The organism is Streptomyces sp. NBC_00273 (genome assembly GCF_036178145.1).
Taxonomy (GTDB): Bacteria; Actinomycetota; Actinomycetes; order Streptomycetales; family Streptomycetaceae; genus Streptomyces.
Genome location: NZ_CP108067.1, coordinates 3,178,111 through 3,194,979, shown reverse-complemented (window position 1 = coordinate 3,194,979; position 16,869 = coordinate 3,178,111). Strand labels below are relative to the sequence as shown.

The 16,869-nt window shown below is 67.7% G+C and carries 9 protein-coding genes; 2 read left to right on the top strand and 7 right to left on the bottom strand.

The window, feature by feature from the left end; all coding sequences use genetic code 11:
* Positions 1-71: 71 nt before the first annotated feature.
* Positions 72-551 carry an ATP-binding protein gene (locus OG386_RS13380; RefSeq protein ID WP_328788366.1) on the bottom strand — a complete coding sequence of 160 codons (480 nt, stop codon included), beginning with the start codon at positions 549-551 and terminating at the stop codon, positions 72-74.
* Positions 552-677: 126 nt separating this feature from the next.
* Between OG386_RS13380 and OG386_RS13375 the strand changes: the two genes are divergently transcribed.
* Positions 678-1,538 carry a helix-turn-helix domain-containing protein gene (locus tag OG386_RS13375; protein ID WP_328788365.1) on the top strand — a complete coding sequence of 287 codons (861 nt, stop codon included), beginning with the start codon at positions 678-680 and terminating at the stop codon, positions 1,536-1,538.
* On the top strand, positions 1,535-1,747 hold the full coding sequence (locus tag OG386_RS13370) for a DUF397 domain-containing protein (RefSeq protein ID WP_328788364.1): 213 nt from the start codon (positions 1,535-1,537) through the stop codon (positions 1,745-1,747). The genes OG386_RS13375 and OG386_RS13370 overlap by 4 nt, the downstream gene beginning before the upstream one ends.
* Positions 1,748-1,808: 61 nt before the next feature.
* Here OG386_RS13370 and OG386_RS13365 read toward each other — a convergent pair whose 3' ends face one another.
* The 6 genes from OG386_RS13365 to OG386_RS13340 form a co-directional block, all read right to left on the bottom strand.
* Positions 1,809-7,343, bottom strand: coding sequence for an Eco57I restriction-modification methylase domain-containing protein (locus OG386_RS13365; RefSeq protein WP_328788363.1), 5,535 nt, complete (start codon positions 7,341-7,343; stop codon positions 1,809-1,811).
* Positions 7,344-7,413: 70 nt separating this feature from the next.
* Entirely contained in the window at positions 7,414-10,518 is a 3,105-nt protein-coding gene (locus OG386_RS13360) for a DEAD/DEAH box helicase (RefSeq protein ID WP_328788362.1), read from the bottom strand.
* 92 nt (positions 10,519-10,610) lie between these two features.
* The gene (locus OG386_RS13355) at positions 10,611-11,972 is read right to left on the bottom strand and encodes a serine/threonine-protein kinase (RefSeq protein ID WP_328788361.1); all 1,362 of its coding nucleotides are present in this window, start codon (positions 11,970-11,972) and stop codon (positions 10,611-10,613) included.
* Between the two features lie 444 nt (positions 11,973-12,416).
* A complete protein-coding gene (locus OG386_RS13350; RefSeq protein ID WP_328788360.1) occupies positions 12,417-14,495 on the bottom strand; it encodes an Hsp70 family protein in 2,079 nt (692 codons plus the stop codon).
* Positions 14,492-14,914: a hypothetical protein gene (locus OG386_RS13345; protein WP_328788359.1), complete on the bottom strand. Its 423-nt coding sequence runs from the start codon at positions 14,912-14,914 to the stop codon at positions 14,492-14,494. The genes OG386_RS13350 and OG386_RS13345 overlap by 4 nt, the downstream gene beginning before the upstream one ends.
* A 259-nt stretch (positions 14,915-15,173) precedes the next feature.
* Positions 15,174-16,865, bottom strand: coding sequence for a hypothetical protein (locus tag OG386_RS13340; RefSeq protein ID WP_328793243.1), 1,692 nt, complete (start codon positions 16,863-16,865; stop codon positions 15,174-15,176).
* Positions 16,866-16,869: the final 4 nt, after the last annotated feature.

Sequence of the window (16,869 nt, the reverse complement as noted above, 5' to 3'; positions counted from 1 at the left end):
ACTCTACGTGCGCGCTCCGACAGTCGGGCCGGTTTCAGCCGATGAGGGCTGGTGGGAGGGGGTACGGGCGATCAGGGCGCGGATGACGCCGGTGTCTTCGTCGCCTCGTACTCCGCCCAGACGATCTTCCCGGGCCCTCCTTCGGGTCGGTAGCCCCAGTCCCATCGGGCGGCCAGGGCGGCGACGATGTTCAGGCCACGGCCGTGCTCGGCGTGCGCGGTGTCGTGGATCTGGGTGGGGAGCCGTTCGGCGCGGGTGTCGGTGACCTCGACACGGAGCGTGGTGGGGGTGACCGCCTTCAGGTCGAGCCGGAAGTCCCGGCCGGGTACGTGGCCGTGCTGGATGGCGTTGGCGCAGAGCTCAGCGACGAGCAGAGTCACGTCGGCGTGGGCGGTGCAGTCGTACGGGTACCCCCACGAGTCGAGACGTACGGCGGCCAGCCGCCGGGCAAGGCGGGCACCGCGCGGGGTGGAGCTGAACCGCATGCTGAAGTGGTGCGTGGGGTTGCTGAGTTGCATGGCTGCGGTCGGGGTGGCGGGTTGTTCCATCATGCGGACAACGCTTCCGGTGGTGGCGTAGCGTGACCAGTGGTGACGCACTGACGCGGACTGCTTGTACGCGGTCGTGCGTGAGGTGTACGCGGGGCAGCGCGCGGCGTGGTGGACAGGCGGTGGCTGGTGGAAGACGACCTGGGTGTAGACGAGCCGGACGGCGGCGAGGGCCCGCGCCCGGAGGACGAACCGGGGACGGGGATCGTCGCCGCGTTCGGGAGGCAGCTGAAGCTGGTCCGGGTGGCGGCGGGAGTGGAACGGGCCGAGCTGGGCGCGCGGTTGGGCTACTCGGCGTCGAGCATCTCCTCGTACGAGCAGGGGCGGCGGATCCCGCCGCCGCGGTTCATCGACCGGGCGGATGAGGAGCTGGGTGCGGGCGGTGTCCTGAAGGTGCTGAAGGAGGAGGTGGCGCGGGCCCAGTACCCGGCGTTCTTCCGCGATGCAGCCCGGTTGGAGGCGAAGGCGCTTGCGCTCAGCGTGTATGCGGCCATCGCCGTGCCGGGGCTGCTCCAGACAGAGGATTACGCGCGGGCCGTGTTCCGGATGCAGCGGCCGCTGCTGGACGACGACCTCATTGAACAACGCGTGTCGGCCCGCATGGCGCGGCAGGAGATCTACGATCGGCGTCCGGCTCCGCTCCTCAGCTTCGTGATCGAGGAGTTCGTCCTGCGCAGGCCCATCGGCGGGCGAGAGGTTCTGCTCGGGCAACTGGAACAGATCCTGCTCCTGGGGCAGAAGCGCAACGTGGAGATCCAGGTCATGCCAGTGGACAGGGAGGATCACGCCGGCCTCGGCGGCCCGTTCAACTTGATCGACACTGCGGACGGGCAGCGCATCGCCTACACGGAAGTGCAGGACGACAGTCGCATGTACACGGCTCGCGCCAAGATCCACGAGCTCGAATCCCGCTATGGCATCATCCGGTCTCAGGCGCTCACCCCGCGTGAGTCGTCGGAGTTCATCGAGAAGCTGCTGGGAGAGAGATGACTGTTCAGCCCAACGGATCCGTGGTTCCGGACTCGGCCTGGTTCAAGAGCAGTTACAGCGGTGGTGGCGGCGGCGAGTGCGTGGAGGTCGCGACCACCGGTGGTTCCGTGTACGTCCGCGACTCGAAGACCTTGGCTGGCCCGATTGTAAGAGTGTCACCGGAGGCGTGGTCGGGCTTGGTCGCCGTGGCCGTTGCCCACGACGCCTGATCGGTTGCCGAGCGGGGGAGCCCTGCCGCCTGCACCAGGCGGCAGGGCTCCTGCGTGTTTGCTACACCTCCGCCGCTGCTGGCGGCTCGGTATCCCCGGGCTCCCAGCCGGCCGCCCGAAGCCTCCGCGTGAACTCCGCGTGCGCGGCCCGCATCTCCTTCACCCGATCCGCTCGGTAGAGCGGACCCTCGTACCCGTCAGGCACGTTCGCTTCGAGCGGGAAGTTCTTGTGCGAGCTGAGCTGCTTCCAAGCCGTTGACGGTTGACCGAAGCCCTTGGCGTGGGGCGCGTACGCGATGCGCCGCCCAGAAGCGTCAAACCACATCTTCTCTTCATACTGTCGAAGTACTGGGAACCGGGCCTGATAGATCGCAATTAGCTCGTCCGCACTAATTCCGAGCCACACTGCCACCAAGGCGTCGATCTCGACCAAAGAAGCGCGGCGCGCCAATTCGCTTCGATAGGGTGTAGAGGTAATCCACGCTTCTGTTATTCCCAATGAAATCTGAGAGAGTTGCGGCGGCCAGCAAGATTCCGCGGCCCAAGCTTCGCTTTCCCATGAGTGGTGGTATAGATCTTCCCAGAGGGTGCTGTACGCGCTGGTTTGGCAATTAAGGCGCAGAGTGCGAAGTAGCAATGCGTTGGCGAGGGGATGCGCGGGGTTAGGTGCCGGGAAAGCCTTGGCGTCAGAGACATCCATGTGCACGCGATTGGTGATTCGCAGCAGATACTCTGATGGGATTGCGGCGAAAAATCCCGCAACTAGGGCGGTTTGTGCGGCCGACTCGAGTGCCATGCTTAGGACCGCGTGGATGTGTGTGGGGCCAGGTGGGATCAGGCACGACTGAAGGACACGCTCATTCTTCGGCCGGTTCATCTCCCGCCATGCCACGCGGTAGAACTCGGAATAGCGTCTATAGCAGGCAGTTCGCAGCTCTGCCTGGATCTTCGACTCCAGGTAAGGTCCTTGGGCTTGCGGATCTTCCTTCCGAACTGCGGCTTCCGCAGCGCCGAGTGCATCTGGGTCCGCTGAGATTCTCAGGTATTTCTCGTGGTCAAACCATCGATCTTGCTTTCCCTTGTAGCGGTCGATAGCTGTCTTTCTGTAGTAGTTTGTGCGAGGAATTGCATTTTCTGCTAGGAGTGCGTGATTCCAAGGGGTGTAGTCGCGCATCGTCTTAGATCCGCCCTGCGGAGGCTGCTTGGCGAATGGAGTAGCGACTCCGATGAATGATCCCTGCAGGATTACTTCATCCCACGACGCCGCGCTTGCAGGCGCCCAGCTGAAATATCCGGCTGCTCGGTCGTTCTTCTCGTGGAAGCCTCGCGAGATCTGAGGGCTCACGTCCTCAATCTTCTGTGGCCAGGACGCGATTGCCGCGATCGCTTCCTGTTCGGCAGACGTGACGGGAAACAGCAGTTGAGCGTCATCCGAGGCTGCAGAATTATCCTCTTTTGTGAGTTCGTTCCACTCGCGTAGTGTTTCCAGATCGACAAAGGTGATCCTTTTAGCGTGAGGGCGGACATCCCAGACGTATTTGTCTGCGCTCGCACTCCATCGCTTGACTGCAGGCAACTCTCCTGAACCGTCGTGTCGAAGGGATCCGAGGAGGGTGCTGGGGTGGAATAGCCAGGCGAGATGTTGGAAGCCAACCGTGCGTGACTTGCCGTAAATGTTGATGCTGAAATGGGTATCGTTCATTACCGGTCTGGCGAACAGGTAAAATTCGTTCGCGAAGTCGGCGTGCAGGCGAAGACGCCTATACGTTGCTCGCCGCAGCAATCCTTCCTTGGATCCCGTCAGGTGAGTCGCAGGGTGGATGAGCCCTGCCGCTCCGCGCTGCCCAATCGCCCGCCAGGACAGCAACATAAATGCTCGGTAGAGGTCGGGCTGGGTTCCAGTAAGTTCCGGGTATGCATCTCTCGATGCAAGAAATTCGGACGTTGCTGCAGAGTCCGCCAGCTCAGTCATAAACGCGGACCAAGCAGCCGTGTGGTCCAGCACCCCAGACTTTTGCTCGGTCCACGCCTCACTGCTCGGTTTGTCTGAAAGCTCGAACCATGGCTCGAACTCGGCAAGGACGCCACCCTCTTGCCATTCGTGCTTGACCCACGGCGGGTTGCCCACCATCAAGTCGAAGCCGCCCTCCGTGAAGATGTGGGCGAAGTTCAGCTCCCAGTGGAAGAAGCCGCGGTCCTTGGCGATGTGGACGGCCGTGCCGTGCCAGGGGAAGAGGTGGCCCAGGGTGAGGGGATCCACCCAGCCCGAGAGTTCGGTCATCTTGTCGTCGAGGGACCTTTCGAACTCGTCCAGTCCCTCCAAGCCGGTGACCTTCGGGATCTTGAAGAGCGAGCCGGCGTCCTTGCCCGGGTCCACGTCCACGCGGCCGACGACTGATTCCGCGAACTCGATCCAGTCGTCCATCGAGCGCAGGGCAACCTTGCGGTCGTCACGGCCCTTCTTGATCTTTTTCAGGTCCTGGTCGCCGTTGAAGTAGTCAGGCGCCGTTCCATCCAGCAGCGCCACTTCCTCCAGCGGCCAGAACCACAGCGCGCACCACGCGTCCATGACCTGCTTGAGCCGCCAGTACGGGCTGCCCTCCATCTGAAGTGCCTCGCGGACCGCCTCGCGGTCCATCACCGGAGTGGAACGGTCAGCATCGACCGGCGTGCCCCAGACCGGGATGTCGCGGGAGATCTCCTGCTCCGACAGCTCCAGCCGCAGCTTGACCAAGTCCCACAGGTACTCCACCCGCTCGGCGAGTGCCCGCAGGCGGCCCGTCTCGGTGCGGCCGTCGCCGGGATCCTGGACCTCGGGCTGCTTCGCTGACCGCTTGGCCGGTGCCACTGGCTCCGACGGGACTTCGAGGCCGGGCTGTTCCCAGATGTCCAGGCCCAGGTCGAAAGAGGCCTGGCCGGTCCGGGTCTCCTTGGCGAGGGCCGATGCCTGGGTGGTGGGGGCCTTTGTACTAGGAGCCTTCTTCTCGCCCTTCGGGGCTCGGCGGATGCCCGAGCGCCACTTCTTCATCGCCTCGATGAGCTCGGGCTCCAGCCAGTCCGCCACGGAGCCGGCCACCACGCTCTGGCCGGTGCCCTTCCGTACCGAGACCGAGTCACCGACCGAGCCCCACCCCAGCGCCGGCAGCAGGAACTGGTGCACCGGCCGGTGCACGCCCGTCCCCGTCAGCTTCTCCGACAGGGGGACGGCCCTTGGTGCCTGCTGGGCAGCTGCCTTCAGCCAGCCGCCCTCACCCAAGGTCTTGCCCGGGTAGACCTTCCGTGCCGCCCCGATCAGGGAGTTGCCCCGGTGGAGGTGCAGCCCGTACCAGGGGGCTCGCATGCCCGGGTACATGGTGTTGAGCCAGAGCGAGATCTCCGCCAGCTCTACCGCCGTCTTGTTGAGGTCAACGCCGTACGCGTTGTGCAGCGCGATGTACGCCTTGACCTTCTGGAGCTCGCGCGGGTACTCCTCCGGGTCGATCTGCTCGTCGGCCTCGTGCTGTGCCAGTTTCAGGTACAGCTCCGCCAGCTGGTTGACGGCCTCGTTCAGGAACGCGCCCGAGCCGAGTGCTGGCTCGCACACCCGCCAGCGCAGGACCTCCGCCGCCGTGACGTCCGACTTCTCCGGTTCGCGCAGGTCGACCTTCCCGTCGTCGTCCAGCCGGAAACGGAGCGTCTGCTCAACCGTCGCCTGGGTCAGGGACTCCGGCGTGTAGTACGAGGCGCTCGTCTGCCGGTCCCGACCCGCCAGCCGGTAGACGTACGAGCCCACCGGGTGGATGACCGAATCGGGTACGCCCGTCTCCGGGTTGATGTCCTTGGTCTTGACGAAGACGCTGTCGCCCGGGGTGTCCGCGTACAGACCCGACCGCACCTGCCTCGCGGTGATCAGCCAGGAGCCGCCCTCCGGGTTGCCGCCCTTGGCGACCTCGTACAGCGGCTCGGTGGCGATGAAGCCGGTGTACGACATCAGGCCCTCGTACACCGCGCCCAGGTGGTTGATGCTGAGGTTGGCGTAGCTGATGAAGCCGCCGCGGCTCTTGCCCCGGCCCTCGACCAGGGTCAGGTTGCGCAGGACCTGGTGCAGCACCTTGTTGCGCAGGCGCAGGTCCAGCGGCTGGGCCGGAGCCGGGGATCCGTCCGGGCGGACCGGGTCCGGGTAGTCGATCTTCTGGCCGACCAGCCCTATCGAGGCCGGGTCGAACAGCCGGGACCGCAGGGCTTCGATGCGGATGCCCTCGTAGCCGTCGTCCTCGACCAGCTCGGGTGCTTCCTCGCGCAGGGCGTCGCGGCTGGTGACCGTGTTCGCCACCGGGTGGCCGGTGAACACCTTCTCGAAGAGCAGGGCCAGCGACTCGTGGAAGTGGTACCGGTCCCGGGAGGTGCTGCTCAGCTTCTCCTGGACGACCAGCTCGCGCAGCCGGGCCACGCTGTACCCGGTCGCGTACTCCTCGCTCTTTACCGGCAGGATGCTCAGCTCCGGCCGGGCCTCCGCATACAGGAGGAACAAGATCCGGTACAGGTACCGGAGCGACTCCTCCGTCAGGAGGCGGGGGAGGTCGCCGGGCTCCTTCAGGGTCTCCGGCAGCCACTCCTGGAGGTCCTCCGGGTGGACGCCGTGTTCCTCGCGGGCCCGCCGCAGGACCTCGTTCGCGATCAGCTGGACGGACTTCTGCAGACCCACGCGCAGCTCGGCGGTCACGCCCACCGAGTGGTCACGGGACTCGGCGACCAGCTTGGCGATCTCGTCCTCCGAGCCGTCTTCCTTCGGCCGGAGCGACGTGGCGGCGAAGATAGCCGCGATCAGGTCGATCTCGTTGGCCTTCGCGCCTTTGCCTGCCTTGCGGGGCAGGGCCGTGTCCAGGTTCACCGCGAGGTAGCGGCCGCGGGAGAAGGCCTGGCTGTCCGCCAGGATCAGCACACCGCCGAAGAGCAGCAGTGCGTACCGGGGCGCGTTCTCCGCGTTCAGCAGCCAGGAGGCCAGCTCGCGCACGGTGGTCAGCGTCTTCGTGGCGGACACCCGGACGGGCGCCGGCAGGCGGTTGGCGGGACCGTCGCCCCGGGTGGCGTCCAGGTCCTCGGCGAAGCCGCCGGTCAGGACCACGATGCCGGGCTCGGAGTGGGCCACGGGAGCGGCGACCGGGCCGGTCGGGGTGTGGGCGGTGAAGTGCCCCGGCTGCGGGGTGAAGCCCAGGGCCTTCAGCAGGCCCTCGTGCCAGCCGGCCAGGGCCGCCCGCCACTCGCCCTCGGGGGAGGTGTCCGCCTCACCCTCGGCCGCGGCCGGGAGGGGCTGGAAGGCGGGCGGCACCGTCTCCGCGGGAAGTGCCTTGAGCAGCGCGGCGGCCTGCTCCTGCGCGTCGACGGCTCGCGCGTACAGCAGGGAATTGTACTTCTCGGCGTCCGGCCCGAGGACCGCCCGTACGTCCATGTACGGGCGGGTCAGGTCGCGCAGGTTCTGTCGGGGCGTGGCCTGGCCCTGACGCTCCAGGGCCGTCCATTCCTTCAGCGGGCCGCTCGCGAGCTGCTTGGGCAGGATGTCGTCCAGGTAGAACGAGGGGAAGTACTCGCTCTCGTTGATCAGGGAGTCGAACGTCACGCCTGCTGCTCCTGCTCGCTGTTCTTCGGGGTGGTGCCCTGCCGGGGGCTGCGATGGTCGAGGTGGCCGGTCACGTGCCCGGCTCCAGTACTGCCAGCACCCGGACCATCGGGTCGCCTGCGGTACGCATCCGGGCGGCGGCTGCGGCCAGGTCCTTGGCGGCCTTGTCGCGGGCGGTCTTGCCGCCGGTGAAGCCGAAGAGGGCATCCTGCTGCCAGTCGCCGACACGCTTCTCGTAGGCGCGCAGTGGAGCGTCGACTTCCTGGTCGGCGAGCTTCCGCAGGTGTCCCAGCGTGCGGCGGGTCTCCGCCACGGCCGTGGGGACCAGGGTCTGGAGGGCCGCGCGGTCACCCGGCTGGTAGTGGTCCGGCATGTCGGGGCGGATGCCCAGTTCGGCCAGGAGTTCCGGCGTGAGTTTGCGGGTCCGCGGCTCAGGGGTGTCGAGCTGGTCGACGGCGAGCCAGGCGACCAGGGTCGGGCGACCTTCCGCGTTCGACCACACGCCCTGCGTGAGGACCACCGGGACGGGCGCGCCCTTCGGGTCCACCTGGATGATCGGGGCCTGCTGCCGGCCGAGCTGGACCAGCACCTTATCGGTGATCCACTCCACGACGGGGTGGAGTTCGCCCACGTAGTGGGCGTCCGGCCAGAGTGAGGAGGAACCGGAGTCCTCGCGGGCGCGCTTGAGGGACTCCGCCGCGTCCTTGCGGCTGAAGGTCAGCTTCATGCGGCGGGTGATGTTCTGGTCGCGCAGATAGCCGGGCGGCAGGACGTCGAGCCGGTCGGCCAGGTCCTCGGGGGTGTCGAAGCTGAGGTCGGTGCCCGCGATGGTGGTGTTCAGGCGGAAGGACTCCAGCTCGGCGAGCTCGGCCAGACCGGCGAGCACGTACTCGTGGCGGTTGCGTTCCGCGGACGGGTCGAACAGCCGCAGTTCCTCAACGGTGCGGATGTCGGAGGCCCGGTCGGGCTGTGCGGTTTCACCGTCGGGTTCGGGGGCGGGTGCCTCGGCGGCGGACCCGTAGTCGTCGAGGTCGATGTCGAAGTCATCGTCCAGGTCGAAGTCCTCGAAGTCCTCGGACATTGCGAAGTCGTCTCCGGCCGGCGCAGGACCCGTACCGAACTCGCTCATCGTCTGCCGCTCCACCGGAAGTTCGGCAGCGAGACCGAGGCCTTCTGCACCGTCGAGGGCGTCCACCTCGACGGCCACAAGGTCCGCTACAGCTTCCTCGGGGGTGGCATGGCGCAGGAGCGCCTCCATGACCCGGCGCTCTTCCTTGGCTCCGTCGTTCTCCTTGGTTGCTGCCTCGACCGCGCCGAGCACCTCGTGAACCTTCGCCTCACGAGCGAGGACCTTCTCGGCGACCGTCCGGTCGTCGAGGGCTCCTTTGACGGCACTGGTGAGGATCAGGGCACGGAACTCGGGCGGCCGGGTCTGCCCGTACCGGTCGATGCGGCCGTTGCGCTGCTCAACGCGGATCAGGCTCCACGGGAGGTCCCAGTGGACGAGGTGGTGGCACTGGCGGTGCAGGTTGACGCCCTCGGAGGCGCCGTCGCCGGTCAGCAGTACCCGGACGTCACTGCCCGCGCGCGCGAACTCGTCGACATAGTCCATCTGCACGGTGTCGGAGATCTCGCTGTGCATGACCTTGACGGCCGCCGCCGCGTCCTCGTTGCGCTTCCAACCCAGGAGCGGGGGAAGGACGAGGCCGAGCCAGTTGAGGGTCTCACGGCGCTCGGAGAAGACGACCGCACGGGTGGCGCTGCCGGGCTTGACGCCGATCTTGCGGAGCTCGGCCACGAGGCCGGCGAGCTTGGACGTCGCGCCCAGGCCCGTGGCCGACGCCTGTTCGATCTCGCGGGCGAGTTCGGTGAGGCGGATCAGGGAAGTGACCTCAGCCGGGGCCGGGGCCGGGGCCGTGTCATGGCCGGGCAGCGGCGGGTCGGTGACCTCTTTGTGCCCCGCGGGCAGGGCGTGGCCCAGAGTGGCGAGCTTTGCGCGGGCGCTGGCGAAGAGCGCGCGGTGCGAGGAGAGGAAGGACTTGAGCAGGACGTACGGGAAGAGGTGGTCGGCATCCTGCGTCTGAGGATTGCTGAGCCATGTGTGTGCCAGCTCGGCGAAGACCCGCTCCTCCAGCTCTCCCGCCGTGCAGGGGATGGGGCGTGACTCACCGCGCGGGGCCCAGGAGCCTTCGAGGGCCTTGGCGACCTCCTCGCTCCGCTTCGTCCTGCGCAGCATGAGGTGGTGGAGCTCGGATGCCTCGGGCTTGTTCGGGTCCTTGACCGCCATGGGGTCGAGGAGCCGGATCAGGCTGGTGAAGGCGCGCATTTCACCGTTGTGCGGCGTGGCACTGGCGAGGACCAGGGCGTCCGTGTGCTCGGCGAGCAGATTGGCGAGGATGCGCCGGTCGCTGCCCTGGTTGATCAGGTTGTGCGACTCGTCGATCACGACGGCGTCCCACTCGATGTTCTTCAGCCACGGACCGTAGCGCTTGGCGTTCTTGAGCGTGTCCATCGAGATGATTACGCGCTTGTAGTACGTGAACGGGTTCCGGCCGACGGGGATCTTCCGCTCGATGCGCGAGACGCCCACGCTGTCGAGGCGCACCAGCGGAAGCGAGAAGCGCGTCCACATCTCGTGCTGGAACTGCTCCAGGATGGGAGCCGGCGTGACGACGAGGATGCGCTCGCCGCGGCCCCGGCGGATGAGCTCGCCGAGCAGAATGCCGATCTCCAGGGTTTTGCCGAGGCCGACGACGTCGCCGATCAGCAGCCGCGGGCGCAGGCGGTTCTCGAGGGCCTTCGCGGCGGGGCGCAGCTGGTAGTCCATGCGGTCCAGCAGGAACCCGTCGGTCAGGGCGAGCCCGCGCTCGATCTGGGGGAGGGGGGTCTTGCGCAGCGCGGCCTCCAGGAAGAGCCGGCTGCGGCGGAAACCGGGGGACGGATCGTGATCGATCCGGGTGTCCTCGGGACGCAGGACGCGGGGCGGGCCGTCGAGCGAGGTGAGGAAGCGTGCCTCGTGCCCGCGTACCAGCTCGGACGCACCGATGGCCTCGATGAGGATCTCACCGGGGCGGACCAGACGGCTGCTCCGGACCAGCCACTCCTCGTCGCGGACCTCGATCACCGTGCCTGCCGGGGGCGGGCCTGAGGTGAGACCGGGCGCTGCGTCGGGCATGGAGGGTGTTCCTTTCGGCGAACCGCTGTGCCCGCCGGACGGGGGCGGGTGGTTCTCTATTGTCGGTGCAGGAGCGGCGGAGGTTCCGCTGTTCAGAGGCGACCGCTGTGCGCGTATGCCTTGCGCAGACGCTCGGCGGCTTTGGCTGCGGCGGGCGGTACCGAGGGGCCGGCGTCACCAGGGGCATGCGGCGGCATCGGTTGGGGCGGTGCGAGCGGGTAGCTCGTGACGGAGGCAGGCTCTTCCGGGGCGGGCGCGGGGCCGGGGACCGGGTGGGCCTGAGGATCGAGCACAGTGGGCACGTAGTCCGCGGGGGTGGCAGGAAGGGGCTCCTCAGCGGGAAGCTCGATGTCCGCGATCTCCTCGTCGAGGAACTCATCGAAGAGGTCGGGCTCATGAGCGGCCCACGGGCTGTCCGGATCGGCACCTTCATCGACGGCCTGCTGGGCAGCCTGCTGGAGCTTCGGGTCCGCCTCGTTGCCGCGGGCACGCTCCGGCAGTTCGGGAATCAGCCCCGACCCGGCGACCAGGGTGCGGAGCTCCTCCGCTGCAGCCTCGACGGTCCGGCCATGCACGGCAAGCAGCTGGACCAGTTCGCCCTCGATCTCGGTGAGGGTGGGACGCTGCGTGGGGACCAGCGCGAGGAGACGGGCCAGGAGCGGGCGGTAGTCCGGCGGCACTCCCTCCCAGCTCGGGGTCAGCCCGGTCGGGCCGTAGGGGTAGGGGGAGCGGACGGCAGCGGCGAAGAAGAGGACCGCTCCCAGGGCGAAGATGTCCGACGGCGCCTCCACGTGCTTGGCATCCTGCGTCTGCTCCGGCGACATGTAGGAAACGGTGCCGAAGCGGGCGCCGGTCTTGGTGAGCGCCGCACCGCCGTCGCGCTCGGTCAGCACCGCGAGACCGAAGTCGAGGACGACGGGACCGTCCGGGCCCAGGGCGATATTGCCCGGCTTGAGGTCGCGGTGGAGCAGCTTCACCTCGTGGATCGCGCGCAGGGCGTCGACGAGCGCGAGACCGAGCGCTGCATACGGCCCCACCTCGAGAGGGCCGCAGCTGTGGACGACCTTGTGGAGTGTGGGCCCGTGCACGTAGTCCATTGCCAGCCAGGGCCGGGCGGCCTCGGGGTCGGCGCCGATCAGCGCCGGCACGCGGGCACTCGCCACGGTGCCCATCGTCTGTATCTCCTGCGCGAAGCGCGCCCGGGCCTCCTGCTCCGAGTTCTCGGTGCTGTCCCGCAGCTTCGACGGCTTGATCACTTTTACGGCAGCGAGTACGGGTTCGGCCTCACCGTCCGTGGCTGTCAGGTGGTACGCCGTCTCCTGCTCGGGGGCGAGGTTGGCCAGGTCCAGCTTGCGGGCGAGATAGGTGCGGCCCATGCCACCCTGGCCGAGCACCGCAAGGAGCTCGAACGGCCCGAGCACGGCCGGATCCGTCTCTTGGTTCAGCTCGTACATTGCGCTTCGTCCCCACCCGTATCGAACCTGGGATCCCATCGGCTGTGTGGACGGGTCCGGTGTGGTCGAGGTCCCCGAACGACGGCGATCACAGCTTGTGGGCCAGTTTACGCAGTGTGCCCACAAGATCAGCAGGATCTGGTCAGGTCTGTGCAAGGGCATGGAGCCCGTCTCACCCCAAGGGGTGGGGGTGCTTTTGGCTCTGTCGATCACGGGCGTGGTGCAAGCTCGAGGCCAGGCCCGTTCCGATGCCCCACGACCTGGGGCGCGGGGCGATTTCCGGAGCGGGTCGAGAAGGGCACCGGACGTGCAAGTCTCGCCGGCCCACCGGGTACCGGACGGTGTACGCGGTGCAGGTGCCGGAGCTCCCATAGCCCCGCCACCGCAATGCACCGCGCACCCCCGGCGTGGACCGCCGTGGTGGTCGCGGCAGTCCGTGCCTCGTTAAAGCGAGCGTGTCGTCCTCGGCCGCATGGGCGTTGCCGGGTTCGGTACGCGACGGTTGAAGACCCACACTCCTTGCGAGTACGTGGCTCCCAATACCCGTCCCGCGTCGCGGAGCCAGGGGTTCGCCTTCTGGAACGGTGCGAAGTTGTCGTTGGAGATGATCACCCCGCCGACTTCCTCGGCAATGCTGATCACCAGGGCATCACCCCGGCCCTCGGTCCCTGCCGGAGGCTGGACGACCTTGCCGTCGGCGATCGCGGCTTCCACCCGGGAGCGCTCCTCGGCGGACACGTCGTGGCGCAGCGTGGCGTCGACCACCACGTGGATGTCACGGCCGAGATGCTTGAACTGCAGGGATCGGACTGCGGCCTCCAGGGCGGCGAAGCTCGGCCTGCCGCCGGCAGCGCGCGGAGGCCGACCGTTCCAGGCGAGATTGGAGCCGTCCACGACGAGCGCAGGCGCGCCAGGATCTGCGGTCCGGGGTGCGGACCGCGGGGGAGTGGGCTTGGGAGTGCCGCCCGTTCGGCCCTCCGGGCCGCCCTGCCGCGGAGGCGGCGGCACGGTGGCCGGACGGCCCGGTGTGGCGAGGTTGATCAGGCGGTTGAGCTCGTTCTGTACCTCGGGCAGGACGTTCCCGTCCCCGAACACCTTCACCTCTCCGTCGAGAACTACCTCGCCGGTCTTCTGGAGAGTCGCCCTGACGGTCAACAGGCCTTCCTTGCTGTACGTGTACTCCAGGTCGAAGACCCCGTCTTCGGCCTTGCCGCGCTGTGGGTACCTGAGGACGAGATCCGTCAGCTTCACGTTGTCGGGGTGGTCGACCTCACGGTCCGGGTCACCCTCCCAGACTTCCACGGTCAGCTCGGAGATGTTGTCCCTGGTCGGCTCGTAGGACTTCACGCGCTGCTGCGGCAGACGCTGGTTCCGGTCGATGAGGGCACTGAAGTTCCGCCTGCCCTCACGGTCCTTGGTGATGGTGCCGAGGGCATGCGTGTTGACCACGCGAATGATGCTCTTCAGCTCGCCTTCCATGGCCGCTGCCGTGATGGCCGCTCCTTCGGCCACCGCTGTCATGGGGTCGCACAGCGCGGTGTCCACGAGTTCGCAGTCCAGCGCCTCCGACACCGCCGCACGTACGGCCGGGATCTGGCTGCTTCCGCCGATCATCAGGACCGCGGTGAGGTCCCGCGGGTCGATCCGAGCCTGCTCCAGACATTCCTCTACCGGGTCGAGCGCTCGGCTGATGAGGTCCTGTATGGCTTCGGCGAACTCGCCCTGTCCGATCGCGACGACGACCCCGTCGGGCGTCTGCACGTCGACGGACTCCTGGTGGGAGAGAAGAATCTTGGCTCGCTCGATGTCGAGGGCGAACATCCGCTGTTCCGAGCCGCTCCACTGACCCCGCGCGGGCGCCCTCTGAAGGACCAGGCGACGTAGCCGGTCGTCGATCTCCAGACCGCCGAGGCGGTTGACGCCCCGGCTCGCCTTCTCGTCGAAGAAGCCGTCGTCGTGCAGGAGCAGGGTGGCGTCCATGGTGCCGCCACCCCAGTCGAAGACCAGGAACTCGCCGTCGACCTCCATCTCGTGCGCGTAGGCGATTGCCGCGGCTGTCGGTTCATTCAACAGGGTGCGGACCGAGATCCCGGCGGCACGTGCGGCCTCACGCGTCCGGAACCGGGCGGCTCCGGTCGCATTGGCGGGAACAGTGATGACGGCTTCGCGGATCTCGGTGGCGGCTTCCTCCTCTGCAGCTCCTGCAATGGCATGGAAGACACCAGCCGCAGCCGTGGTGGCGGCGAACCGCTGACCGCCCAGGCTGACGAACGGTTCCTCGCGCAACATCCGCTTGCACGCTTCGACGGCCTGTTCGGAGCTGAGCTTTGCCTCCCAGCCGAACAGCGTGCCAGGCCGCAGAGAGCTGGTTCCCACGACCGACGGGTAGAGCAGCTCGAACCCCTTCCTCCGCCAGTTGGCATCGAGGCCCTGCCCGCCGATCTCCAGTACCTCGACGTACTCGCCGTTCCACTGGGCGGCTACCGAGTTGGTGGTCCCGAAGTCGATTCCTGTCGCCGTCATGCCTCTTCCCCCCACTTCATACCCGCAGGGGCGGCGACGCGCCGCAGTTGTCCCGCGAGAACGACCTTCCCGGTCAGCTCGTCGACGTATGCCGGGCTCAGCAGTTCGAAGGCGTCTCCCTCACCCTCGGTCACCACGAAACGGTCGCTCTCTTCCGGCTCCGTCACTCGGAGCAGTCGAAGTTCGCGCAGGTGAGTGGACATAGCGCTCTCGACGGCTTCGCTGCTGCCCCCGGCCCGGGAACGGAGCAGTGCATCGATCTCGGCGAGGCGGCCGGTGAACTGGGCACGCGTGCGGAACTCGTCCAGGACCGCCCTGCGCACGGCGGCGGCCAGGGCGCTGGACGAAGACATCTCGCCGATCCCGGCGGCCTCCAGGGCGTCGGGCAGTCGACTCGTCACTCCCTTGATCACTGTCATCGGGTCGATCGGTTCGGGAGCAACTGGAGTGCCGGCGACGCCGGTCGACTGGGCCGGAAGCTCGGAGCTCCGTTCTCGATGACGCCTCAAGCCCCTGGGTTTGTGCGGTGCTTCCTTCTTGCTCGTGCCGGGTTGCGTCTGGCCGCAGGCGGGACACGGGCGGTGGGAACGCTCTCTCTTGGGGATCTTCTTCTTGGGAGGCATCAGGCTCTGCTTCGTTCGATTCGGGCGGTGGATCAGGTCGCGGATGTCGGTGCGGTCATCGCGTGGAGCTGTGGCGGTCGAGGTGGGGAGCCGTGGTGCGGAAGTCGTCGAGGAGTTCGACGGCGGCACGGGCACGAATCGTCTCCAGCTCCCCACCACTCGTCACCGGCGTCCGGCGCGGCAGGCCCTCCGCCGGCGGCACGAGATGCTGCGGCACCTGAGAGGGCATCACGTAGCGCGATGCGTCCAGCGGCAGCTGGTAGAAGACGTCCCAGCCCGCCTCGTTGCGCAGCGCTCCTCGGATGCGCTCCTCGGCCATGTTCAGGGCGGATTGTGCTCTCGTGTCGCCTTCGTGCCCGCGGAATATCTCTCGGCAGCGTTCCTCCCATGCGTCGGCACCGTGATCCAGGCCGATTTCGAGGAAGGGATTGCTGAACCGGCCTCGGACATTCCGCCTCGTCTCCCGCCAGGCACGCAGAAGCCGGAGGTTGCGTTCGGCGACGGAGCTTCCGTGATCTGCGGCCATCTCCGCGTACTTCTCCGCAGAGTCGAGCAATCTGTCCCTGGCCGCGGGTGACTCGGCGTTCTCGCTCTGCACTGCGGCCGCGTAGGCAGCAAGGGCGCAGCCTTCCTCCACGAGCTCTACCGAGATCCTGCGGCTGTTGCCGCCGCGCGCCAGCGAATGCGCCTGACGAGCAGCAGCCTCCAGATCGCCTGCCTTGACCGCATCGTAGGCCCGCCGCGCGGCGATGAGGGCGTAGAAGGGACTACGACCTGCGTCCACGGTCTCTCTTGGTTCCCACAGGGCGGCCATCAGTTGCCAGAGCCCGAGGTCCTCGCCCATGGCCGTCGGCCACTGTCCCGAAAGAGCGCCCGACTTGAGATCGCGCAGTTCGATCTGCTGGGTACGGGGCAGAGCCGCGTCGAGCGCGTCGAACACCGTCAGGTCGCCGTCGAGGACGACGTCGTACAGCAGATCCCACACGTCGTCCGGCTCCTGCCGCGTGAGCGGCTCACCACGCAGGAATGACTGCCGACGCAGGAAGCCCTGCCAGCCGAGCCTCGACGCTTCCTCATCGGTGATTTTCTCCGGCACGAGCCGTGCACGCAGGTAGAGGGCCTCCTGCGCGTCCCGCGTCATCCAGGGCGTGTCTTCGGCAAGCAGCCCGCCGCGATCGACGAGGTCGTCGATGACGGTCAGGGGAGCCCACGGGAGCAGCTCGTCCAGGAACCGGTTCGGCAGGGGCACCGCGCCCCGGGTGGCGGCGGTGGCGAAGAGGGAGAAGGCGGCCCCGCCCGTCACCGCGTGGGACCGCGTGCTGACGAGGTCCAGGCTGGGCGCCGTCGAACACAGCAGCCGGCACCGCTCCAGGCCCGCCTCGGTGAGCCATTGGACGCCGGCCGCCCATAGGTTTCGTATGTGCCCCAGTATCGAGGCCGGTGGAAGGAGGGCAAGGCCCGAGCGCACGGCGGGCAACAACTCCACTCGGTCGGGATCTCCTTCCAGTGCCCGGAGGAGCACAGTCTTGTCCGCCTCGGGTATCCCGGTGGCGGCCGCCGTCTCCGCAAGCATGGCCAGCACGGCTTCGACCGCTTCGCTGCCTCCGACACCGAGCCACCGCCACTTGCGCTGCACGAAACCGCTCACGGCAGAGGGGTCTCGGCCTTCCCGGCGCTCCCGCGCCCGCGTCAAGCGCTCGCGTTCGGCTGCCTTTGCCGCCTGACGGGCGGCGAGCGCATCTGTCATTTCG

What these genes read in the sequence shown, in the direction of transcription:
- OG386_RS13360 (WP_328788362.1), bottom strand. Translation starts at nt 10,518, where the DNA reads ATGCCCGACGCAGCGCCCGGTCTCACCTCAGGCCCGCCCCCGGCAGGC.
- OG386_RS13345 (WP_328788359.1), bottom strand. Translation starts at nt 14,914, where the DNA reads ATGACAGTGATCAAGGGAGTGACGAGTCGACTGCCCGACGCCCTGGAG.
- OG386_RS13370 (WP_328788364.1), top strand. Translation starts at nt 1,535, where the DNA reads ATGACTGTTCAGCCCAACGGATCCGTGGTTCCGGACTCGGCCTGGTTC.
- OG386_RS13340 (WP_328793243.1), bottom strand. Translation starts at nt 16,865, where the DNA reads ATGACAGATGCGCTCGCCGCCCGTCAGGCGGCAAAGGCAGCCGAACGC.
- OG386_RS13350 (WP_328788360.1), bottom strand. Translation starts at nt 14,495, where the DNA reads ATGACGGCGACAGGAATCGACTTCGGGACCACCAACTCGGTAGCCGCC.
- OG386_RS13380 (WP_328788366.1), bottom strand. Translation starts at nt 551, where the DNA reads ATGATGGAACAACCCGCCACCCCGACCGCAGCCATGCAACTCAGCAAC.
- OG386_RS13355 (WP_328788361.1), bottom strand. Translation starts at nt 11,972, where the DNA reads ATGTACGAGCTGAACCAAGAGACGGATCCGGCCGTGCTCGGGCCGTTC.